Consider the following 21437-nt stretch of genomic DNA (forward strand, 5'->3'; position numbering starts at 1 on the left):
TTCACCGCATCGTTCCGAGAATGCAACCAGTCGCACGATCATGCGATATTGCCCAGTTGAAACTTCCCGCTCCGAGCATGATGACGTTGATCCGCCGACCGTTCGCCTTCCTGCTGCTCGCCACCCTCGTGGTCGGGGGCGGCAACGCGTTGGCGCAGGATCGGGGTCAGGGCGGTGGTCGCGGCCATGACCGTGGTGGTGGTCAGGGCCAGGACCGCGGTGGCGGCCAGGACAGGGGCCACGACCGCAGCGCCGATCGCCAGGAATTGTCCGATTCGGTACGCCGGGTCGAACGCCGGACCGGTGGCCAGGTGCTGAGCGCGGAGCGGGTGCCGTACGATGGTCGCGATGTGAATCGCGTCAAGGTGGTCGATTCCAGCGGTCGGGTAAGGATCTACATGGATGACCCGCAGGCGCGTGATCGCGGCCGCGACCGGGACGAACCTACACACCGCGACGACGACTGAACCGCCACGCTCTGGCCAGCGCGCCCCGGCAATCGGGGGGCGGCCGAGACAGAACGACAGACATTGGAGTCCACATGCGAATTCTGCTGGTCGAAGACGAAGCTCCGCTGCGCGAGACCCTGGCAGCCCGCCTGAAGCGGGAGGGCTTCGCGGTCGATGCCGCCCAGGACGGCGAAGAAGGCCTCTACATGGGCCGCGAAGTGCCGTTCGACCTTGGCATCATCGATCTGGGCCTGCCCAAGATGTCGGGCATGGAACTGATCAAGGCGCTGCGCGACGAGGGCAAGAAATTCCCGGTGCTGATCCTGACGGCGCGTTCGAGCTGGCAGGACAAGGTCGAAGGCCTCAAGCAGGGCGCCGACGACTACCTGGTCAAGCCCTTCCACATCGAAGAGCTGCTGGCCCGCCTCAACGCCCTGGTGCGCCGCGCTGCCGGCTGGAGCAAGCCGACCCTGGAATGCGGCCCGGTCGTGCTCGACCTGGCGGCGCAGACGGTCAGCGTCGCCGGCAGCAACGTCGACCTGACGAGCTACGAGTACAAGGTGCTCGAGTACCTGATGATGCATGCCGGCGAGCTGGTCTCGAAGGCCGACCTGACCGAGCACATCTACCAGCAGGACTTCGACCGCGACTCCAACGTGCTGGAGGTCTTCATTGGCCGCCTGCGCAAGAAGCTCGATCCCGACGGTGCGCTCAAGCCGATCGAGACCGTGCGCGGCCGCGGCTACCGCTTCGCCATCGCGCGCAGCGGGGACTGACTGCCTGCCCGCACCACCGGCAGCGATCTGATGACAGGGGCGCGCCGCGCGACGGCGGGTGATCGCCATCGCGCGGTAGCGTTAGTACGCTTGCGGGGCATGCCGACTTGCCAACCCGCCTCCGCAACCAAGGCCCTGCGCCCATGAGCTGGGGCCAGCCGCGTTCGTTGCAGGCCCGGCAGCTGCTGGGCGCCAGCCTGGGCCTGATCGCCTTCCTGGCGCTGGCCGGCTACGCGCTCGACCGCGCCTTCCTGGAAACCGCCGAAAGCAACATGCGCCAGCGCCTGCGCAGCCTGGCGCTGGCCTACGTGGCCGGCGGCGAGTTCGCCCGCAACGGCGAGTTCATCCCGCCCTACGAAACCGTCGACCCGCGCCTGGACCGCCCCGGCAGCGGCCTGTATGCCGAAGTGATCCTGCCCGCCGGTCACTGGGATTCGGCCTCGGCGCAGGGGCCCTCGCTGCCCGCCGGGCAGATGCTGGAGGCCAACCAGGAACACTTCGAAGGCCCGCTGCCGATCACCGAGATCAACGGCCAGCCGGGCGAGGCCTATCGCTACGGCCGCGGGCTGATCTGGAGCGCGGGCGGCGACGCCAAGTCCGAATTCCCGTACACGATCTACATCCTCGAAGACACGACCGCGCTCAGCCGCCAGGTCAGCGTGTTCCGCCAGGCGCTGTGGCGGTACCTCGGTGGCGCCGGTTTCATCCTGATGTTGCTGCAGGCCGTGGTGCTGCGCTGGAGCCTGCGCCCGCTGCGTCGCGTCATCGACGAACTCAAGAAGGTGCAGCGCGGCGTGGCATCGCGCATGAGCGGCCGCCACCCGCGCGAACTCGAACCGCTCACCGAGAGCATCAACGCCTTCATCGAGAGCGAGCGCGAAAACCTCGACCGCCAGCGCAACACGCTGGCCGACCTCGCGCACAGCCTGAAGACACCACTGGCGGTGTTGCGCGCGCGCGCCGGCGAGGACATTTCCGCCGGCGAACTGCGCGAGGAAATCGACATCCAGGTGCGGCGCATGAGCGACTTGGTGTCGTACCAGCTGGCGCGCGCGGCGCGTTCGGGCCACATGCTGTTCGCCGCGCCGCTCGAGATCGAACCGTATGCCGACCAGATCGTGCGCAGCCTGGAAAAGATCTACGCCGCCAAGGGCGTGCTGTGCGAGTTCGATATCGAGGACGGCGTGAAGTTCTACGGCGAGCCGGGCGACCTGCAGGAAGTGCTCGGCAACCTCATCGAGAACGCCTTCAAGTGGGCGCACACGCGCGTGCTGCTCACCGCCAAGCGCGGCGAGATCGCTCCGAACCGCCGCCCGGGCCTGCTGCTGGCCGTGGACGACGATGGCCCCGGCGTGCCGGAGGACAAGATCGACCTGGTGCTGCAGCGTGGCGTGCGGGGCGACGAGCGTGTGCAGGGCCACGGCATCGGCCTGGCGACCGTGCTCGACGTGGTGCGCAGCTACCGCGGCACGCTGGACGTGAGCCGCTCGAAGGAACTGGGCGGCGCGCGTTTCGAAGTGGTGTTGCCGCCGGGCCTGTAGGCTGCCAGGTCGCTTACGAAAGCGCCGTCGCAAACGGTGATGGCCCGTAGAACCTGCGCAGGTGCGCCGCCACGGCCGGCATCTCGGTCTCGAGCAGTTGCGGATCGCTGAAGTGGTACTCGGTGGCGACCGCGAAGAATTCTTCCGGTGCTTCGGTGGCGTAACCATCGATCGGCGTGTCCTCACCCGCGTCCACGCGCGCGGCCAGCGCGTCGTAGTCGGCCTGGAAATCACGCGCCCATTCGCGCTGCCAGCTGCGTGGCAATGGCGGCGTGCCGTCGAGCAGGCCATCGAGCACGTCGATCTTGTGCGCCATCTCGTGCGCGGCCACGCAGAAGCCTGCCTGCGGATCTTCGCAATCGGCCAGCACGTCGGCCCACGACAGGATCATCGGCCCGGATTCCCACGCTTCGCCGATCAGGTCGTCCTGCCATTCGTGCAGCACGCCGGCGGCGTCCATGTGGCTGCGATTCACCCGGAAGGCATCGGGGTAGACGATCAACTGCGACCAGCCATGCAGGCCCTGCGCACCAAACTCGACCAGCGGCAGGCAGCACAGCGCAGCGAGCATGCAGCGCTGGACGTCATCCAGCACCAGCTCGCCGATCGGGCTGATGGTCTTTTCGTGAAGAAAGCGCGCCGCCAGTTCGCGCAGGCGCGCATCGCGTTCGGGATCGAGCCTGGCCACCCAGGGAACGCGCGCGCGCGTTTGCAGCCAGGTCGATTCGGCGATGGTGTCAGGAGTGCGCGAGAAGCGCCGGAACAAACTCAGCAAGGGCGCGACTCAGCGAGGCAGGCGGTCACACGTCCAGCGGTTTTGCCTTAGCGGAACATGCCAGGCAGGAAGCTGTGCCAGCGCGGCGACTGCATGCGGCCACTGTTGCTGGCGGCGTCGCTGTGCATGGCCGGCTTGACCGGCTTGGCGGTGCGGGCCGGTGCAGCGGCGGCGCGTGCCTCGGGACGTGCGGCTTCGCGTTCCATCGCGGTCGATTCCGGGCAGCTGCCGCTGTTGGCGGAGCTGAGCTTGATCTCGCGCGCAGCCGAGGTCGAGCTGGCGACCACGATCAGCAGGCACAGGCAGATCCGGAACATGACGGATTCCTCGGACGGGCTTGAAGCCGACGGCTTCAGGCAATGCTGGAATATAGCGCGAAAACGTTGGGTCTTACTGGCCGTTGGGCGGCCGGGGCCGTGGTGCATTGCAGCAACTCTCCCTGTGCTCACTGCTCGAACGGGGCAGCGTGTCCGTAATTCCACCGGGCAGGCCCGGGGCGATGCTGCATGGGTATCTTCTCCTATCGATGCGGCTGCGGCACGAATGGTTGCAACCGCTCGGCGCGCCGGGGCGTCGTCCTGCCGATTCGGGGCCGCAACGCCACCGGTGACGAAGGGGAGGGGGCGGCCAGCTCCCCCCCAGTGCGGTCTGCCCGGCCAACCCCTTCGACCACCGGCATCCCCGCTTACGGCCCGGCCGGCCGCGCCCGGCCATGGCCGGATGGCGTCGGTTCATTCGGCCCGCGTCGCGCATAATTCGCGCCATGACGCGTGCCCACCGCCCGCATCCGCGCCCGCGGCTGCACTTCCCGTTGCCACTGCCCGATCGTCGCCCACGCTCCGCACACCCGGGGCGCGGCTGATGGACGACCGTGACCTGTTGCAGCGGTTGATGGCCGGGCCGGCCTCCGGCGACGCCCTGGCGCAGGCCAGCGGCCAGACCCGGGCGGCGGTCTGGAAGCGGATCGAAGCGCTGCGCGAGGCCGGGGTCGCGATCGAAGCCCAGGCCGGCCGCGGGTATCGGCTGGCCCAGCCCATCGACCTGCTCGATGCGGCCGCGATCCGCTCACGGCTGCCGGACCAGGCCGGTCTGGCGCTGGCCGGGCTGGAAACGGCCTGGACGATCGATTCGACCAATTCCGAGCTGCTGCGCCGGCCCACGCCCGAGCGCGGCGCCCTGGTGCTCCTGGCCGAACGCCAGAGCGGGGGCCGCGGCCGTCGCGGGCGCGAATGGGCCTCGCCGCTGGCCGCGCACCTGTATCTCTCGCTGGCACGCCAGTTTGGCGGCGGCCTGGCCCGCCTGGGCGGCCTCAGCCTGGTCGCCGGCATCGGCGCGGCCGAGGCCCTGCAGGACGTGGGCTTCAACGGAGTGCGCCTGAAGTGGCCCAACGACCTGGTGGTGGCCGATCCCGACGGCGCGCTGCGCAAACTCGGCGGGATCCTGGTCGAGGGCGGCGGCGAGCATGCGGGGCCGGTGCGCGCCGTGATCGGCCTGGGCATCAACGTGCGCATGCCGGCGGCCGCGGCCGCCCGGATCGACCAGCCGTGGTGCGACCTGGCCACGCTCGCGCCCTCGCCACCGGATCGCAATGCCATCGCCGCCGCCGTGCTGGCGCGACTGCTGCCGGCGCTGGAGGCATTCGACGCGCACGGACTGGCCGCTTTCAGCGCACGCTACGCCGCGCTGGATGCGCTGGCCGGGCAGGGCGTGAGCGTGCACGGCGCCACCGCGACGGCGCACGGCATGGCCTTGGGCCTGGCCGACGACGGCGCGCTGCGCGTGCGCCTGGACAACGGCGAGGAACGGCATTTCCATGCCGGTGAAGTCAGCGTGCGCCGTGGCGCAGGGCACGATGGCCGACAACAGGGGGATAAGGCATGACGGCGTGGTTGTTCGACCTGGGCAATACCCGGCTGAAGTGCGCGCCACTGCGCGCCGACGGCCGCGCCGGTGAGGCCGTCGCCCTGCCGCATCGCGAGGACGACGTCGCCGCGGCATTGGCGCAGCTGCTGCCGGGCCAGATCGAGGTCGCCTACCTGGCCAGCGTTGCCCATCCGGCATTGCGCGTGGCGGTGCTCGATGCGCTGACCGCGCGCTGCCGACGTATTTCGCTCGCCCGCACGCAGCTGCAGTTCGGTGCGGTGCGAATCGCCTATGCCGACCCGCGCAAGCTCGGCGTCGACCGCTTCCTGGCGCTGCTCGCCGCACACGCGCGCATCGACGACGCCGCGCTCGTCTGCGGCGTCGGCACCGCGCTCACCATCGACCTCATCGACGCCGACGGTCGCCACCTCGGCGGCCGCATCGCGCCCTCGCCGACGCTGATGCGCGAAGCGCTGCACGAACGCGCGCCGCAGCTGCCGGAAAGTGGTGGCGACTACACCGACTTCGCCAGTGACACCGAAGACGCACTGGCTTCCGGCTGCGACGGCGCCGCGCTGGCGCTGATCGAACGCAGCCTCGGCGCCGCCAGCCAGCGACTGGGCCGGACGCCGCAACTGATCGTCCATGGCGGCGGTGCCGACGCACTGCTGCCCCACCTGCCGAACGCGACCCAGGTCGCAACGCTCGTGCTCGAAGGCCTGGCGCAGTGGGCCGGCGCCGAAAGCGGCGCTTAGAATCAGCCATGCTCATACGCGCCCTCGTCGTCCTGCTGATCGTGCTCAACCTTGGCGTTGCCGCCTGGTGGACGCTGCGCGCGCCGCCGCCGGCACCGGCTGCCATCGAACAACCGCTGGGCGTTGCGCGCCTGCAACTGGCCAGCGAAGCACGCTCGCCGACGAAGCCCGCGCCTCTCCCTGCCGCCGCCGCAACGGCACCGGCAGCAGTGCCCGCAGCGCCGACCCCGGTTGCCGTACCGCCCAAGGAGGTTGCTGCAGAGAAGGTGGCCGTGGCCATGCCTGCGCAGTGCTACAGCTTCGGCCCGTTTACCGATGCGGCGGCAGCGAAGAATGCACACGAAGTGCTGATGGCGGTGGCGACCCGGGTCCTGCCGCGCGAGACGCGCAGCGGAACCACCCGCGGCTGGCGCGTGGTGCTGCCCGCGGCGGCCAGCCTGGCCGACGCGCAGGCAACGGCGCAGCGGATCGCCGCGGCCGGCTTTGGCGACTACTTCATCGTGCGCGAAGGCAGCGAAGCCAATTCGATCGCGCTCGGACGTTACCGCAGCGAGGAGTCGGCCACCCGCCGCGCCCAGTCGCTGGTGGCGGCGGGCTTCCCCGCGCGCGCCGAACCGCTTGGCGAAGGCCGCGCCAGTTACTGGCTCGACCTGGTGCCTGGGCCGTCGTTCGATACCGCCCGTGCGCAGGCCGCCGTGCAGATCGCACCGCGCCCGCTCGACTGCGCGCGCCTGAAGTGAATGACGCCGGCGCCGCGCTGAACACCGCACGCGAATCAGCGCGGCAGGCTAGAATGCGAGCCTTGCCGGCATAGCTCAGTTGGTAGAGCAACCGCCTTGTAAGCGGTAGGTCGTCAGTTCGATTCTGACTGCCGGCACCAAGCGACGGATTCCTTTCCCCCGGAGGATCGCGCAATGGACACAAGCATGAAGGCCGCCGTGGTGCGTGCGTTCGGCCAACCCCTGGTGATTGAAGAAGTCCCGGTGCCGCGGCCCGGCCCCGGCGCGGTGCTGGTGAAGATCGCGGCATGCGGCGTGTGCCACACCGACCTGCACGCGGCCGAGGGCGACTGGCCCGTAAGGCCGTCGCCGCCTTTCATCCCCGGCCACGAGGGCGTGGGCCATGTGGTCGCCGTCGGCGCCAACGTCGGCCACGTCAAGGAAGGCGACCGCGTCGGCATTCCCTGGCTGTATTCGGCCTGCGGGTTCTGCGAACACTGCCTGGGTGGCTGGGAGACGCTGTGCGAGCAGCAGCGCAACACCGGCTATTCGGTCAACGGCGGCTTCGCCGAATACGTGCTGGCGGACGCCAACTACGTCGGCCACCTCCCGAAAGGGATTGGTTTCGTCGAGATCGCGCCGGTGCTGTGCGCGGGCGTCACGGTCTACAAAGGCCTGAAAGTGACCGACACCCGCCCCGGCGACTGGGTGGTGATCTCCGGCATCGGCGGACTGGGCCACATGGCGGTGCAGTATGCGAAGGCGATGGGCCTCAACGTCGCCGCGGTCGACGTGGACGACGACAAGCTCGATCTGGCACGCCGACTGGGCGCCACTGTCACGGTCAACGCGCGCACCACCGATCCGGTCGCTTACCTGAAGAAGGAGATCGGCGGCGCGCATGGCGCGCTGGTCACCGCGGTGTCGCCGAAGGCGTTCGAGCAGGCCTCGGGGATGTTGCGTCGGCGCGGCACGATGTCGCTGGTGGGCCTGCCGCCGGGCAGCTTCCCGCTGGACATCTTTGGCATGGTGCTCAACGGCATCACCGTGCGCGGTTCGATCGTCGGCACACGACTGGACTTGCAGGAGTCGCTGGAGTTCGCCGCGCAGGGCAAGGTCACCGCGACGGTTGCCGCCGACAAGCTGGAGAACATCAACGGCATCTTCGACCGCATGCGCAAGGGCGAAATCGAAGGCCGCATCGTGCTAGACATGGCGGCGTAAGGAAGTTACCAGTTCGCGCGCAAACCCAGCTTGCCTTCCCAGGAATGGCGATCGTCATCGAAACCCTGGGAGTAGCCTGCGTTGCAGTAGAAGAAGATGTTCCGGTCGATCTCGCGCGTCGTGCCGAGTTCGACCTCCCACCACGTACCACCCAGGTCGGCGTGGAACGGCACGAACCCGGCATCGGACGAGAATTCGGTGACCGGGTCGCCCTTGAACTCGTGCCACACGCTCACGCGTCCCCATCCGGTGCTGTAAAGCGGCAAGTCGGATTCTTCGTGCACCCAGTCGCGGCTCAGGCGCGCGCTCAACCGGCCCACCAGTGACGTCGTATCGTCGAACCGCACGTCGGCGGCGAAGTCGGAGGTGTCGTCGAGGTCGATCCACTGGTAGATCAGCTGGCCCTGCGGCTCGAGCACCCAGTCGTGCTTGTTGCGGAACGGGTAGCCGCCTTCCACTGATGCCGCCAGCCCTAGGCCGTCGGTGCGCAGCCGTGGCAGGTCGCGATCGGCCGGGTTGGCGGAGGCCTCGTACCAGGTCGCCTGCAGGACGCTGTCGACGTACCACTGCTTCTGGCCGTAGCGCGTCCAGTAGCCGCCGAGCGTGTAGCCGTCGATGCGGCTGTCGCCGGCGCGGCGGCCATCGAAATGGTCCACTTCGGTTTCGGCGTAGCCGATCGCGCCGTACAGGCCGGCGTGGTCGCGGTGCTCGTCCGGTTCTTCGTGGCGGTACAGGTCGTAACCGATCTGCACCGCACCGAACACGTAGTCGTAGCTCGGGCCGCGGCCGAGGATGCCGATGTCGGAACCGTCGCGATCGCCGTTGACGTACATCAAACGCCCCCACATGCCGTCGGTCGTGCTGCGGTTCTCGTCCAGGTCCGGGCGCGCCCACAGCAGTTCCTGCTCGCCCACGCGCTCGTGCAGCGTGTCGAGCAGCGAGCGGCCGTAGTTCAGCGCGGTGGGCGACAGCGCGGCGTACAGCGACACCTCCGCACGGATGTTCGGAAGCGGCGGCTCCGGGTCTGGGCCTGGACCTGGGTCGGGTCCCGGGTCAGGTCCCGGGTCAGGTCCCGGGTCTGGTCCTGGATCGGGTCCCGGATCTGGCGGCGCCGGGCACGGCGGCGACGGTGCATTCGGTAACGAACAATCGATCGTCGATCGCAGGAACCAGCTCTGCAGCGCGCTCGCGTCGACACTGCCGCGATGCAATGTGTACTCGTACGGGCCGGCGATCACGCGCGTACCGAGTGCGAACGCATCTGCCGTGGTCGTTCCCGCGTTGATCGCATCAACGACGAGGATGCCATTGGCCAGTGTCAACGCACCGGCGCCACCGGCCTGCTTGATCCGCAGCAGGCTGTTGCCGGTTGCGGCGCCGGCGTCGATGACCAGCCTGTCGGACGGTGAGCTGTCGTCGCCGAGGAATGTATTGAGCGCGATCGTGCCGCCCTGGCCCAGGTAGTTGCGCGTGGTCACCGTCTTGAAGACGCCAGCCACCGGCGGCATGAAATCGACCAGGCCCGCATTGCTCAACTGTTGAGTGAGCACCGAGTCGCCGGTGACGTTCCAGAGGCTGGTCGGGTCGATGGTGACGTTGGTGATCGGCGCCGTCGGCGAGGCGGCGCCGGTCCAGCTCGACGCGGTCGCAAGGCTGATGTTGACGGTGCTCGCCGGCGCGCCGAAGGCATCGCCCGTAAGCACGCTGCCACCGGAAGCATCGAGGCGGATCAGCGTGGGCTGGAACAGGAAGGTCGGCGGCACCTGCGGGTCCTGATCGAATGCCACCACGAGCGCGTCGGCGCCGGTCACGCGTGCGCCATTGCTGGCGATGAAGTCCAGCGGTCCCTGCGCACCGATGGCGATGTCCTCGGCGCTGCTCAGGCTGCCGCCGGACATCCTCACCACATCGGTGGCCGCGTTGGTGAGGTTGAGCGAGAACAGGCCGATGGTGTCGGGGCCGGTGGCCGCCACCGTGGTGTTGGTCAGGTCGATCGTGCCTGGCCCGAAGTTGATGAACATCGCGATGCCGCCGCCGCTGGTGGCGACGCTGCTGTCGCGCGCGGTGATCTGGCCCGAATCGATGCGGAAGCCGTACGAGCCGGCACCGGTAGTGGTGATGGTGTTGCGGGTCAGGTCGATCGTGCCATTCGAGGATGCGTGCGCACCGGCGGCGGGGCTTTGCGATGAGGTCGGCGACGCCGGTACATCGACCGTGGTCGTGGTGCTGAAGACGGTTCCCCCCTGCGTCGCCAGCAATCCGGCCGCGGACGAGAACGCGGTGGCGCCACTGAAGATCGGCGTCCCCGTCGCAGTCCATAGTCCCACCGTGTTGAACGCGGGATTCGTAGCCGTGCTGACGGTGATGCGGTTCTGCCCCGTCAGCGTGGCCACGCTGCCGGTCCCTTGCGCCCACGCGCCTGAACTCACGTTGGGACCTTGCACCGTCACGCTGTCGATGGTCAGGTTGCCGCCGCCGGTGGCCAGGACGCCGGTGCTTCCTGCACCGGCGATGGTCGATGCGCCAAGGTTGATCGTCAGGCCCGGGCCAATCGAGCCAGGAGATATGGTGGCGGCGCTCGCAGTAACGCCGACGGCCTGCCTGCCGAATAAATTGATCACCGAGTTCGCGGGGATGTTCACCGCGCTGCCGGCGCCGCGCACGTAGATACCGAATGCGCCGAAGCCGTCCGCGCGACCGGCGCTGATCGGTACCGGCGAAGTAGCGGTGACCACGCCTCCGCTGTTGGCGCCGATGCCGATCGCATTGGTGCCGGTCACGCTGACCGAGTTGCCGGTTCCGATCGAAATGGTCGCGCCAGGGTTGGCGAGGATGCCGTGTCCGCCGTTGCCGGTGCCGGTGTTGTTGACGGTCAGTCCGGTCAACGTGGCCGAGCCACCGGACACGAGCACGGCCGTGCCAATCCCGGTCGTGGTGACCGTGGTGCCACCTCTCACATCAAGCGTGCCGCCGGCAATGACGTTGAGCCCGGTGCCGTTGACGGTCTGCACCAGGATGGGACCTGCAGTTGCATCGAATACCAGCGTGCCGCCGATGCTGGTGGCATTGACGTTGGTCGTGGCGGTCACGATGGTGTTGCCGACGACCGTGGTGGTCTGCCCGGCAGGCACCGTGATCGGCAGCGGTGGCGGTGGCACGGGGCCGGGGCCGATGACGGTCTGGGCAAGGCCCGTCGGCGTGATCAGTGCGCAGGCGGCACCACCGATCAGCAGGGGACGCATGGCCCGCCATAGCGGACGCATCGCAACGTTCCGGGTCCGCATACGAGGCAAGGTTGCTCCTCCTCACACCGGCGTCCGTCACTGGACGCACCCGGGCCTTCCAGCTGGCCCGACGAGGCACCGATACTGCTCACACCTGCGTGTACAGGCTGTCAACCGGTGATGTTTCGTTTGCGATACGTCGCGCGGCTGCGAGCGCGATCAAGTCCTGCGAAAGAGCAGCGTCCGGCACTGTGCGAACACTGGCTGCATGACGTTCGCGCGCCAATCCCTCGTCGACGGGAACACCGCGATCATGGCCTGCTCGACTTGTTCGAACCCGGGCTGTTCCGCACTGACGTGCACATCGTGTCCGTTGCACGTGAATTGCAGGATCGCCTCGCCGGTGGCCGGCAACTCGCTCAGGTAGCCCTGGATTTCGGACACTGCCTGCCAGGCGACGAAAGCCGGCCCGACGGTGAAGCCGAAGGCGGTGACGACGATCGCCGGGCGCTCGCAGTTCGACTTTCGCGACAGCCGCTCCATCAGGCTGGAGATGGTTCCCATGCGCGCATCCCGGTGCAGTCCCGGCGACGATGATAGGCTTATGTCGCAACGCAACGCAGTGCCTGCATGGGCAACAGACAGGAACGTCACAGCATGAGTCGCAGCTATCCCGGGGTTTCGCTGATCGGTGCACCGACCGACGTGGGTGCAGGACACCGCGGTGCGCGGTTGGGGCCGGAGGCCCTGCGCATTGCCGGCATCGGCGAAGCGCTGGCCAAGCGCGGCGTCGACGTCATCGATCGCGGCAATCTCGATGGTCCGCGCAATCCGTGGCAGAAGCCGGTGGAGGGCTATCGCCATCTGGCCGAAGTCGTTGCCTGGAATCGCGCGGTGATGGACGCGGTGGGTGCGGAACTCGCCGAAGGTCGCCTGCCGATCCTGCTCGGCGGCGACCATTGCCTCGGCCTGGGTTCGATCACCGCCGTCGCCCAGCACTGCCGCAACACCGGCAAGCAGCTGCGCGTGCTCTGGCTCGACGCACACGCCGACTTCAACACCAGCCAGGTCACGCCGTCGGGCAATGTCCACGGCATGCCGGTGGCGTGCCTGTGCGGCCTCGGCCCGGATGCGCTGACGCAACTGGGCGGATCGTCGCCGGCGCTGCGGCCGGACGAGATCCGCCAGATCGGCATCCGCTCGGTCGACGAAGGCGAAAAGCGCCTGGTCCAGCAGTACGGCCTGGACGTGTACGACATGCGCTACATCGACGAAATCGGCATGAAGCGGGTGATGGAGGAGGCGCTGGAAGGCGTCGACGAGAACACCCACCTGCACGTCAGCTTCGACGTCGACTTCCTCGACCCGAGCATCGCCCCGGGCGTGGGCACCACCGTGCCGGGCGGACCGAACTACCGCGAGGCGCAGCTGGTGATGGAGATGATCGCCGACAGCGGCCGCATGGCCTCGCTGGACATCGTCGAGCTCAACCCGATCATCGACAAGCGCAACCGCACCGCCCGCCTGGCGGTGGACCTGGTCGAGAGCCTGTTCGGCAAGTCGACCCTGATGCGCGACTGAGACGGGCGCCTGGAGGCGGACACCCGGCCCGGCAGCTGAATTCTGGCTGACATCGCCGAGCCCCGGCCTGGCGGGGCCATGGTGCGGCCCCGGCGGCGCCATGCCATCCTTACGCCATCACTGCCAACGTCCCCGGGGACCCGATGAAACGCTTTGCCGCAATGCTCCTGCTCGCCACCCTGTCGCTGGCCCTGCTCAGCGCCTGCAACACCATGGAAGGCCTCGGCAAAGACGTGAAGAAGCTCGGCCAGAAGGTCGAGGACAAGGCCAGCGGCTAAGCCCGCCCGCCGTCTGCAACTCCCCGCGAAGGCCGGCCTGTCCGGCCTTCGTGCCATCGGTGGTCGATGGCTGCCGCCTGAATCGGGAGCAGCCGGTTTCGCCCATATCCACCTCGGCTTCACATGCCCTCGCGTCAGATGGATTCACGGCACGCGGCTTTGAGTGCGTGTCCTTGCTTCCCATGATCCGAGGAGATTTCCATGAAGCGTTTGATGGCACTGTTGCTGCTTGCCCTGTTCTCGATGGGTACCCTGACCGCTTGCAACACCGTGGCGGGCGCCGGCAAGGACGTGAAGGGAGCCGGTGAGAAGGTCGAAGATGCGGCCACCAATTGCAAGGACGGCAAGTGCTGATCGACTGACGATCGCGCGAAGCTGTGAAAGGAAAGGCCGGAGTGATCCGGCCTTTTCTTTTGCGTATTGTTTTTTGCGCGTCGCACACGCGCATGCAACCCATGCATGCTGAATATCGTATTCACCGACATCAATCCTCGACTAACGCAATCGCGACTTCGTTCGAATGCGCGCGCTGCGATGCTGTGCGTGCGGCATCTGACAGATGCGTCGCATCACCCGAAACCGAGGATGAGTGATGAACAAAGACATCATTGCTGGCAAGTGGACGCAGATCAAAGGCCAGGCCCAGGCGCGTTGGGGCGACCTGACCGACGACGATTTCGCAGTGGCCGAAGGCAACGCTGAATATCTCGCCGGCAAACTGCAGGAACGCTATGGCTGGGAGCGCGACCGCGCCCAGCAGGAAGTGCGTGACTTCGAGAAGACGCTGAACTAAGCAGCAGTCCGTCGATCCACGCACGCGGTGCGCGCGTCGGGCGGTGCGGCTTGGGGCCGCAACCGACGCGCGCGATGGAACACGGAGCCGGCCACCAGGCCGGCTCTTTCATTTGCCCATTCGAGATTCATTGCCCGCTGTAACGAGGCGGATCGGCGACGAAGCCGCCGGGGAATGCGTGTGGCCGGGTATCAGGCGCATAGCGCGGATACGGACGCAGCACGCCGCGCGTGACCAGCGTGTCGTAATCGTCGTAACGCAGCTCGCTGACTTGCGTCGGTGCGCGCGTAGCGCGGATGAATTGCGTGTGGCTGGCGGGCGACCACTCGCGCTCGCCGTGACCCGTGCCAATGGATTGTGCGGCCGCGTCCGATTCACGGGACGCCGCCGCCGGGGCTGCGGCTTTCGCCGCGTCGCCGCGCTCGATCCGATCCAGCACCTCGCCCCGGCGCCGCTCCTCCAGCGCCACTCCGGCTTCCTCGAACACGGCCACGCCGATCACGCCGACGTTGTCCGGCCGCCCGGTGCGGGCCGCGTAGCTGTCGGGCAGGTCGGTGAAGACGAACTGGGCTACCTGGTCGAGCGACTTCCGCCAGCCCTCGACTTCCATCGTCTGCCAGGGCGCGAGCACGTAGCCGGTCTGGGAAGGGTGGGCGGTCTGCCCGCTGATGGCGTTGACGCCGTCGACCGACAGCACCACCAGGACGCGCCGGCCGCTGGTGTTGGCCAGGCGCACCGAGTAGCGATGGCCGGGCGTGCCGGCGATCCAGCGCTGGCCGCGGTGGACGGTGGGCGACAGCCACTGGCCGTTGTCGCGGTCGACCACGGCCAGGTCGACCGGGCCGCCGGGGCGGTACATGGCCAGCTCCCGGGCCGGCGACGGGGCGGCAAACGTCAGGGCCGCCGAGGCGGCAAGCGTGGCAAGCAGGCGGGGCAGGGCGCGCAACATGGTCGTTTCTCCGGATCGGTCGCCCGGGTCAACGGATCAGTCGCGGCTGCGGGGTTGGGTACACTGTTGGGCCGTTTTCCCCGGCGTCAGCGTTCGATGAGCCCCACCCGCATCCTCACCGGCATCACCACCTCGGGCACCCCGCACCTGGGCAACTACGTCGGTGCGATCCGCCCGGCCGTGGCCGCCAGTCGTACCGCTGGCGTGGAGAGCTTCTACTTCCTCGCCGACTACCACGCCCTGATCAAGGTGCAGGACCCGGCGCGCGTGCAGCGCTCGACGCTGGAGATCGCCGCGACCTGGCTGGCCTGCGGGCTGGAGCCGGACAAGGTCTGGTTCTACCGCCAGAGTGACGTGCCGGAAACGCAGGAGCTGACCTGGTTCCTGACCTGCGTCGCCGGCAAGGGCATCCTCAATCGCGCCCATGCCTACAAGGCCTCGGTCGACAAGAACCGCGAGGCCGGCGAGGACGACGACGCCGGCATCAGCGCCGGACTGTTCATGTACCCGGTGCTGATGGCCGCCGACATCCTGCTGTTCAACGCCAACAAGGTGCCGGTCGGCCGCGACCAGATCCAGCACATCGAAATGGCGCGCGACTTCGGCCAGCGCTTCAACCATCTCTACGGCGAGGAATTCTTCGACCTGCCCGAAGCGGTGATCGACGAGAACGTGGCGACGCTGCCGGGCCTGGACGGCCGCAAGATGAGCAAGAGCTACGACAACACCATCCCGTTGTTCGTACGGCGCGAGACGCTGAAGAAACTGATCTATTCGATCGTCACCGACTCGCGCGCACCCGGCGAGGCCAAGGACGCCGACAACTCCAACGTGTTCCAGTTGTACCAGGCGTTTGCCTCGGAGCAGGAAACGGCGGCCATGCGCCAGGCCTTCGCCGACGGCATCGCCTGGGGCGAGGCCAAGCAGGCGCTGTTCGAACGCATCGACCACGAGATCGCGCCGCTGCGCGCCCGCTACGAAGAGCTGATCGCGCGCCCGGCCGACATCGAGGCGATCCTGCGCGTCGGTGCCAGCCGCCTGCGCGCGCGTTATGCGCAGCCGACGCTGGCCCGCCTGCGTTCGGCCGTGGGCTTGCGCGACCTGTCGCAGTCGAGCACCGGCACCACGAAGAAGGCCGCCAAGGCGTCGCTGCCGCTGTTCAAGCAATACCGCGAGGGCGATGGCCGCTTCTACTTCAAGCTGGTCGATGGCGATCGCCTGCTGCTGCAGAGCATCGGCCACGATTCGGCGCGCACCGCGGGCCAGCTGATCGGTCGCCTCAAGCAGGAAGGTGGCGCTGCGCTGCAGAACGTGGACAACGCGGCCGTGCATCTTGGCGACGAACTGGTCGGCCACCTGCACGAAGGCGTCGAGCTGGCCGAAGTGGTCGAAGCACTGGCGCAACTGGTGGCCGAAGACGCATGAGCCCGACGATCGAACTCAACCTGGCGCTGATCCTGTTCCTGCCATGGTTTGCGATCCTCGGCGCGCTGTTCTGGATGTTTCCGCGCCAGCCGCGCCACGCCGCGCGCAAGCTGTTCGACACGGTGGCGTTGTTGCTGGCGGTGACCGCTTTCCTGCTCAGCATCTATTGGTCGCATGACCACGCCGACCCGGCCTTCGGGCGGATGTGGCAGCAGATCCTTGCCACCGCGCTGGGGTATGGCGTGTTCCTGGCGGTGCTGACGGCGGCCTTCGTGGTGCGCCGGTTGTGGTTGCGACGCAAGCGCTGAGGCTGCGATGAGCCCTGCCCACGGCATCGTCACCATCGACACCGGCTTCCACCGGCCGTCGTTCGATGCTGCGTATCTGGTGGTGGAAAACGGCCGCGGTGCCTTCATCGATTGCGGCACGCAGCATTCGGTGCCGGCGATGCTGGCGGCATTGGCCGGGCAGGGCCTGGCACCGGCCGATGTCGACTGGCTGATCCTGACGCACGTGCACCTGGATCACGCCGGCGGCGCCGGCGCGCTGATGCGCGAACTGCCCAACGCCACGCTCGCCGTGCATCCGCGCGGCGCGCCGCACATGATCGACCCGACGCGCCTGGTCGCCGGTGCCACCGCCGTCTACGGCGCAGAAGAAATCGCGCGCAGCTACGGCGAGATCGTTCCGGTCGCCGCGGAACGCGTGCGCGTGGTCGCCGACGGCGACGTGGTCGAGCTCGCCGGCCGCCCGCTGCTGTGCATCGACACGCCGGGGCATGCGCGTCACCACCTGTGCATCTGGGACGAACGCAGCCGCAGCTGGTTCACCGGCGACACGTTCGGACTGTCGTATCGCGAGTTCGACAATGCCGACGGCGCGCCGTTCGTGATCCCGACCACCACGCCGGTGCAGTTCGAGCCGGAGCCGTTGAAGGCGTCGATCCGGAAGATGCTGGCGAAAGCACCGGAAGCGATGCACCTCACGCACTTCGGGCGCGTGGGCGATGTGGTGCGCCTGAGCCAGGACCTGTGTGCGCAGATCGATGCGATGGTTGCACTGGCGCGTGCGGCGCACGGACACGACGATCGCCATGCACGCCTGGTCGCGTCACTGACGAAACTCTATGTGGACCGCGCAAACGCCCACGGCGCCCCGCTGTCGGCCACCGAAGCAACCCGCCTGCTGGCGATGGACATCGAGCTGAACGCGCAGGGCCTGGAAGTGTGGCTGGACCGCGAGGCCGCGTAATCCCTATTCAGAATTAATGCGGTCTGGCTGAATGGATTAACGGTCAGGTCGGATCCGTCCAGCTGTGGCGTGCGTCACAGGTCGGGAGGGCGCGGCGGAGTAGCCTGAGCCGCCTTTCAGCACCCCCCTTGATGTCCGCCGTCCGACCCCTCCCGCCGCCACTGCCAGACGAAGGTCCGCGCCAGGTTGCGCTGGATGCGTATGCAGTCGTGGACACGGGGCCGGAGCAGGCCTACGACGACATCGTGCGCCTGGCCGCGACGCTGTGCGACGTGCCGGCGGCGGCCATCTCGCTGATCGATCACGACCGCCAGTGGTTCAAGGCGCAGATCGGCCTCGACTCGAAGCAGACGCCGCGCGATGAAGCGATCTGCGATCGCGTGATCATGGCGCCCGGGCGCACCCTGGTGATCGAAGACCTCGCCGCGCAGGCGTCCTTCCCGCGGCCGAACGTGCGCATCGGCAAGGACCCGTTGCGGTTCTACGCCGGCACCGCATTGATGAGCCCGGATGGCCACGCCATCGGCACCGTCTGCGTGCTCGACACGCGCCCGCGCACGCTGAGCAAGGCGCAACGCGAAGGCCTCGAAGTGCTGGCACGACAGACCCAGCACCTGCTGGAACTGCGCCGCTACGCACTGGAGCAACGCCGCCTGCTGTCGGAGCGCGAAGCGTTCGCGCAGCGGCTGGAGGATGCGCGCGCCGACCTGCAACGACGCAACGACCTGCTCGAACACAGCGCCACCCATGACGCCCTGACCGGGCTGCTCAACCGCGCCGCGCTGGCGCAGCTGCGCGACAACCCGGAGGCGATGCGGCAACTGCAGCAGGCGCCGTACTCGCTGATGCTGCTGGACGTGGACCACTTCAAGGACGTCAACGATCGGCATGGCCATCTGCTCGGCGACCGCGCGCTGCGTGCGGTGGCCGATGCGGTTGCGGCATCGATCCGCCACGGCGACGTGGCCGTGCGCTACGGCGGCGAGGAGTTCCTGATCCTGTTGCCGGACACGCGGCTGGAGAGCGCGGCGCAGGTGGCCGAGCGCATCCGCCAGCGGTTGGCGCAGGCGGCGTTGCCGTTCGCGCTGACGGTGTCGATCGGGCTGGCGGCGGGCGAGCCGACGCGGGACTGGTCGGAGCAGGTGTTCGATCGTGCGGACCAGGCGCTTTACCGGGCCAAGGCGCGCGGGCGTAATTGCATCGTGGCGGACGATACGCCGTTGCATGGGGGTTGATGGGTCGCGCTTATTTCCAGGTGGTGGGGGGCGTGCCCTGGTCGGGGTGGTGCATCTTCACGACGCAGAAGCGTTGGCCGGTCGGGGCTTCCATCACCCACCAGCGTTTGACGAAGGCGATCTTCTTCGCGCCGAGCTTCTCCAGTCGCGCGGCTTCGGCATCGATGTCGTCGGACTCGATGTCCAGGTGCACGCGCGAGGCATGGTCGACCTTCTGCACTTCGATGTGCATGTCGTCGCGGGTGTCGCCGAACTGAACGTACGTGCCGGGAACGTCGCCGGCATCCGGGTCGGCAATGCTGACACCGAGCGCCTTGCTCCAGAACCTCGCCGCGGTGGCGAGGTCGTCGGTCTGGCAATCGATGATGAAACCGGCAAGGCGACTGCGATGGGCCATGGACCTTCCTTCGATCAGGTCGGCAGGGACATGTCGTCCAGCAGCGCCTTGAGGAAGCGCGCCGCTTCGCCGCCGGTGCAGGCGCGGTGGTCGAAGGTCAGCGAGATCGGCATGCGGCGGTGCACTTCGATGCCGCCGATCACCGCGACCACGTCGTGGCTGAGCTTGCCCGCGCCGACGATCGCCACGCACGGCGGCACCACCACCGGCGTCGCATAGCGACCGGCGAACATGCCGAAGTTGGACAGCGAGATCGTGTAACCGCTCAGCTCACTGGCCGGAATCGAACGCTCCTCGACCTGCGCGCGCAGGCGCTGGATCGCGGTGCGCACGCCGGCACCGTCGAGCATGTCGGCATTGCGCAGCGCCGGCACGAACAGGCCGTCGTCGGTATCGACCGCGATGCCGATGTCGACCTGCGGGTGCAGGGTGCGGCTGAGGTTGTCGCCGTCGAACCAGGCATTGAGCGCCGGCACGGCCTTGCAGGCGGCCACCATGGCGCGCACCAGGCGCGCGGTGATGTCCTGCTTGCCGACCCAGGCGTGCAGGTCGGCGTCGTCGCACAGCGTGGTCGGGACGACCTTGGCGTGCGCATCGGCCATCACCCGCGCCATGTTGCGGCGCACGCCCTTGAGCTGTTCGGGCTGGCCGCTGGCACTGACGCCCGGCGGCTGCGTGCGGACCGGCTTGCCGGCCTGCGAGAGCGTGCTGCGGGCTGCGGCGGGAGCGGCCTGCGCCGGGGCAGGCCGGACCGGCGCCGGGGCGGCAGCGCTCGCTGACGGAGCCGCGCCGGCCTTGGCCGAACCATCGGCGGCAGCACGCTTCACGTCGTCCATCGTCACCACGCTGTCGGCGCCGCTGGCGCGCACGCGCGACAGGTCGACGCCCAGCTTGCGTGCCAGTGCGCGCACGGCCGGCATCGCCTTGACGCCGCCAACCGCGACCGCCTGTTCACTGCGCACCGCATCGGAGCTCTGCATCGCGCCGACCACGGTGCCGGCGTCGTCGCGCTTGGTCTCGGCCTGCGGTGCGGCGGTCTGGTCGCAGGCGCCGCCAGCGGTGATCGTGCCGCCGTCGTCGGAGGCGATCACCTGGTCGCTGGCGTCGTCATCGGCGTGGCTGCCGGCGCCGTGGTGGTGGCCGGTGTCCTGGCCCTCGGCGCGCTGCGGCATCGACGGATCGATCTCGAACTCGGCCAGCATCTTGCCGGTGATGATCACGTCGCCCGGTCCGCCGGCGAGCTTGAGCACCTTGCCGGACACCGGCGAGGGGACTTCGACCACGGCCTTGGCGGTTTCCATCGACACCAGGTTGTCGTCCAGGCGGATGGTGTCGCCCTCCTTCACGAACCACTCGACGATGGTGGCGTCGGGCAGGCCCTCGCCGAGGTCGGGAAGGAAGAAGGTCTTCTTGCTCATACGGTTTCGCCCCTAAGGTCTTGTCTCAGATCCATACATCGTTGCGCGCGGTCAGTTCGCCGCCGGCATCACCGGTGTTGACCACCCCGGCCGGTTCGATGATCAGCGCATGGCATTCTTCATTGGCGCGGGTGATGTGCTCGACGCCGCGCGGGATCACGCACATCTCGCCTTCGCCCAGCACCACGTCGCGGTCGCGGAAGCCGATTTCCATCTGCCCCTTGACGACGATGAACACCTCGTCGGTGTCCTCGTGCGAGTGCCAGACGAAATCGCCCTGCATTTTCACCAGCTTGAACTGCACGTCGTTCATCTGCGCGACCACGTGCGGCGACCAGTGCTGCGCGAACTGCGCCAGCTTGGCCGCCAGGTTGATGGCCTGCGACTTTGCCTGGCCCGGAACGGAGGCGTCGCTCATGCGTCCTCGCCTTCGTCGTCGTCGAGGATCTCCAGCGCGCGCGCCGGGATCCAGCCCTGCATGCCCAGCACGTTCTCCGCCCACCACCACTGCGCCAGCTCGTAGTGCAGGGTGACGATCTCGTCGGCCTGGGTATCGAGCTCGCGGGTGTCGTAGTCCGACAGCGCCTTGGCTGTGCCCTGCTCGTTGTCGAACAGCGCCGCCGGCACCCAGCCGCCGTGGCCTTCGGCGATCGTGGTCCAGACGAACTGCGGCCAGTCGCGGTCGCGCTCGCCCAGCGTCACGTCCTCGCCACGCGCGATACGGATCGCCGGGCGATCCGGTGCGCGGTGGGCGACTACGACGCGGGCGTGGCGCATGCCTGGC

The 21437-nt window shown here is 68.3% G+C and carries 24 protein-coding genes and 1 tRNA gene; 16 read left to right on the plus strand and 9 right to left on the minus strand.

All coding sequences use genetic code 11. The features are described 5' to 3' along the window. Positions 1-77: 77 nt before the first annotated feature. The 3 genes from ACFOPO_RS00160 to ACFOPO_RS00170 all read left to right on the plus strand — a co-directional run bounded on the left by ACFOPO_RS00160 (position 78) and on the right by ACFOPO_RS00170 (position 2766). Entirely contained in the window at positions 78-467 is a 390-nt protein-coding gene (locus ACFOPO_RS00160) for a hypothetical protein (protein ID WP_386699795.1), read from the plus strand. A gap of 74 nt (positions 468-541) precedes the next feature. Further along, positions 542-1225 (plus strand): response regulator transcription factor, encoded by a 684-nt coding sequence (locus ACFOPO_RS00165; protein WP_158733946.1) that lies wholly within the window; start codon positions 542-544, stop codon positions 1223-1225. 143 nt (positions 1226-1368) lie between these two features. After that, positions 1369-2766, plus strand: a complete 1398-nt coding sequence (locus ACFOPO_RS00170) for an ATP-binding protein (RefSeq protein WP_386699796.1) — start codon at positions 1369-1371, stop codon at positions 2764-2766. A 13-nt stretch (positions 2767-2779) separates the two neighbouring features. On the opposite strand, the gene ACFOPO_RS00175 is transcribed toward ACFOPO_RS00170, so the two are convergent. Both ACFOPO_RS00175 and ACFOPO_RS00180 read right to left on the minus strand, forming a co-directional pair. After that, positions 2780-3499 carry a zinc-dependent peptidase gene (locus tag ACFOPO_RS00175; RefSeq protein ID WP_386701214.1) on the minus strand — a complete coding sequence of 240 codons (720 nt, stop codon included), beginning with the start codon at positions 3497-3499 and terminating at the stop codon, positions 2780-2782. Between the two features lie 89 nt (positions 3500-3588). Beyond that, a complete protein-coding gene (locus tag ACFOPO_RS00180; protein WP_386699797.1) occupies positions 3589-3858 on the minus strand; it encodes a hypothetical protein in 270 nt (89 codons plus the stop codon). 544 nt (positions 3859-4402) lie between these two features. Here ACFOPO_RS00180 and birA point away from each other — a divergent pair. The 5 genes from birA to adhP all read left to right on the plus strand — a co-directional run bounded on the left by birA (position 4403) and on the right by adhP (position 8102). Beyond that, complete coding sequence (birA, locus tag ACFOPO_RS00185) at positions 4403-5422, plus strand: bifunctional biotin--[acetyl-CoA-carboxylase] ligase/biotin operon repressor BirA (protein WP_386699798.1); 1020 nt, start codon at positions 4403-4405, stop codon at positions 5420-5422. Further along, complete coding sequence (locus tag ACFOPO_RS00190) at positions 5419-6159, plus strand: type III pantothenate kinase (RefSeq protein WP_386699799.1); 741 nt, start codon at positions 5419-5421, stop codon at positions 6157-6159. The genes birA and ACFOPO_RS00190 overlap by 4 nt, the downstream gene beginning before the upstream one ends. Before the next feature lie 8 nt (positions 6160-6167). Next, the gene (locus tag ACFOPO_RS00195) at positions 6168-6899 is read left to right on the plus strand and encodes an SPOR domain-containing protein (RefSeq protein WP_386699800.1); all 732 of its coding nucleotides are present in this window, start codon (positions 6168-6170) and stop codon (positions 6897-6899) included. Positions 6900-6963: 64 nt separating this feature from the next. Continuing rightward, positions 6964-7039, plus strand: a tRNA-Thr gene (locus ACFOPO_RS00200). Between the two features lie 34 nt (positions 7040-7073). Next, positions 7074-8102, plus strand: a complete 1029-nt coding sequence (adhP, locus tag ACFOPO_RS00205; RefSeq protein ID WP_386699801.1) for an alcohol dehydrogenase AdhP — start codon at positions 7074-7076, stop codon at positions 8100-8102. A 5-nt stretch (positions 8103-8107) separates the two neighbouring features. Here the strand turns inward: adhP and ACFOPO_RS00210 are convergent, their stop codons facing one another. Further along, positions 8108-11344: an autotransporter outer membrane beta-barrel domain-containing protein gene (locus tag ACFOPO_RS00210; RefSeq protein WP_386699802.1), complete on the minus strand. Its 3237-nt coding sequence runs from the start codon at positions 11342-11344 to the stop codon at positions 8108-8110. Positions 11345-11545: 201 nt separating this feature from the next. Continuing rightward, a complete protein-coding gene (locus tag ACFOPO_RS00215; protein ID WP_386699803.1) occupies positions 11546-11890 on the minus strand; it encodes a hypothetical protein in 345 nt (114 codons plus the stop codon). A gap of 93 nt (positions 11891-11983) precedes the next feature. Between ACFOPO_RS00215 and rocF the strand changes: the two genes are divergently transcribed. From rocF to ACFOPO_RS00235, 4 genes are all read left to right on the plus strand, one after another. After that, positions 11984-12907 (plus strand): arginase, encoded by a 924-nt coding sequence (gene rocF, locus ACFOPO_RS00220; RefSeq protein WP_386699804.1) that lies wholly within the window; start codon positions 11984-11986, stop codon positions 12905-12907. A 143-nt stretch (positions 12908-13050) separates the two neighbouring features. Then, complete coding sequence (locus ACFOPO_RS00225; protein WP_158733936.1) at positions 13051-13185, plus strand: entericidin A/B family lipoprotein; 135 nt, start codon at positions 13051-13053, stop codon at positions 13183-13185. A 201-nt stretch (positions 13186-13386) separates the two neighbouring features. Further along, a complete protein-coding gene (locus ACFOPO_RS00230) occupies positions 13387-13539 on the plus strand; it encodes an entericidin A/B family lipoprotein (protein ID WP_386699805.1) in 153 nt (50 codons plus the stop codon). Between the two features lie 238 nt (positions 13540-13777). Next, the gene (locus ACFOPO_RS00235; RefSeq protein ID WP_200606993.1) at positions 13778-13978 is read left to right on the plus strand and encodes a CsbD family protein; all 201 of its coding nucleotides are present in this window, start codon (positions 13778-13780) and stop codon (positions 13976-13978) included. Positions 13979-14105: 127 nt separating this feature from the next. On the opposite strand, the gene ACFOPO_RS00240 is transcribed toward ACFOPO_RS00235, so the two are convergent. Continuing rightward, entirely contained in the window at positions 14106-14927 is an 822-nt protein-coding gene (locus ACFOPO_RS00240; RefSeq protein WP_386699806.1) for a hypothetical protein, read from the minus strand. Between the two features lie 96 nt (positions 14928-15023). Between ACFOPO_RS00240 and ACFOPO_RS00245 the strand changes: the two genes are divergently transcribed. From ACFOPO_RS00245 to ACFOPO_RS00260, 4 genes are all read left to right on the plus strand, one after another. Beyond that, the gene (locus ACFOPO_RS00245) at positions 15024-16352 is read left to right on the plus strand and encodes a tryptophan--tRNA ligase (protein WP_386699807.1); all 1329 of its coding nucleotides are present in this window, start codon (positions 15024-15026) and stop codon (positions 16350-16352) included. After that, positions 16349-16660 carry a hypothetical protein gene (locus tag ACFOPO_RS00250; RefSeq protein ID WP_386699808.1) on the plus strand — a complete coding sequence of 104 codons (312 nt, stop codon included), beginning with the start codon at positions 16349-16351 and terminating at the stop codon, positions 16658-16660. The genes ACFOPO_RS00245 and ACFOPO_RS00250 overlap by 4 nt, the downstream gene beginning before the upstream one ends. Positions 16661-16667: 7 nt before the next feature. Next, positions 16668-17603, plus strand: a complete 936-nt coding sequence (locus tag ACFOPO_RS00255) for an MBL fold metallo-hydrolase (protein WP_386699809.1) — start codon at positions 16668-16670, stop codon at positions 17601-17603. Positions 17604-17734: 131 nt separating this feature from the next. Then, positions 17735-18838: a diguanylate cyclase gene (locus ACFOPO_RS00260; RefSeq protein WP_386699810.1), complete on the plus strand. Its 1104-nt coding sequence runs from the start codon at positions 17735-17737 to the stop codon at positions 18836-18838. Between the two features lie 10 nt (positions 18839-18848). Here the strand turns inward: ACFOPO_RS00260 and ACFOPO_RS00265 are convergent, their stop codons facing one another. Genes ACFOPO_RS00265 through ACFOPO_RS00280 form a run of 4 tightly spaced genes read right to left on the minus strand, consistent with a single transcriptional unit; the run spans position 18849 to position 21430 of the window. After that, the gene (locus ACFOPO_RS00265) at positions 18849-19235 is read right to left on the minus strand and encodes a VOC family protein (protein WP_386699811.1); all 387 of its coding nucleotides are present in this window, start codon (positions 19233-19235) and stop codon (positions 18849-18851) included. Positions 19236-19249: 14 nt separating this feature from the next. Further along, entirely contained in the window at positions 19250-20653 is a 1404-nt protein-coding gene (locus tag ACFOPO_RS00270; RefSeq protein ID WP_386699812.1) for a dihydrolipoamide acetyltransferase family protein, read from the minus strand. A 25-nt stretch (positions 20654-20678) separates the two neighbouring features. Continuing rightward, positions 20679-21071 (minus strand): cupin domain-containing protein, encoded by a 393-nt coding sequence (locus ACFOPO_RS00275; RefSeq protein WP_386699813.1) that lies wholly within the window; start codon positions 21069-21071, stop codon positions 20679-20681. Next, a complete protein-coding gene (locus ACFOPO_RS00280; RefSeq protein WP_386699814.1) occupies positions 21068-21430 on the minus strand; it encodes an SH3 domain-containing protein in 363 nt (120 codons plus the stop codon). Before ACFOPO_RS00280 ends, ACFOPO_RS00275 begins: the two co-directional genes overlap by 4 nt. Positions 21431-21437 lie beyond the last annotated feature (7 nt).

The sequence above is a fragment of the Lysobacter sp. GCM10012299 genome, assembly GCF_042649405.1.
Lineage (GTDB): Bacteria > Pseudomonadota > Gammaproteobacteria > Xanthomonadales > Xanthomonadaceae > Lysobacter_J.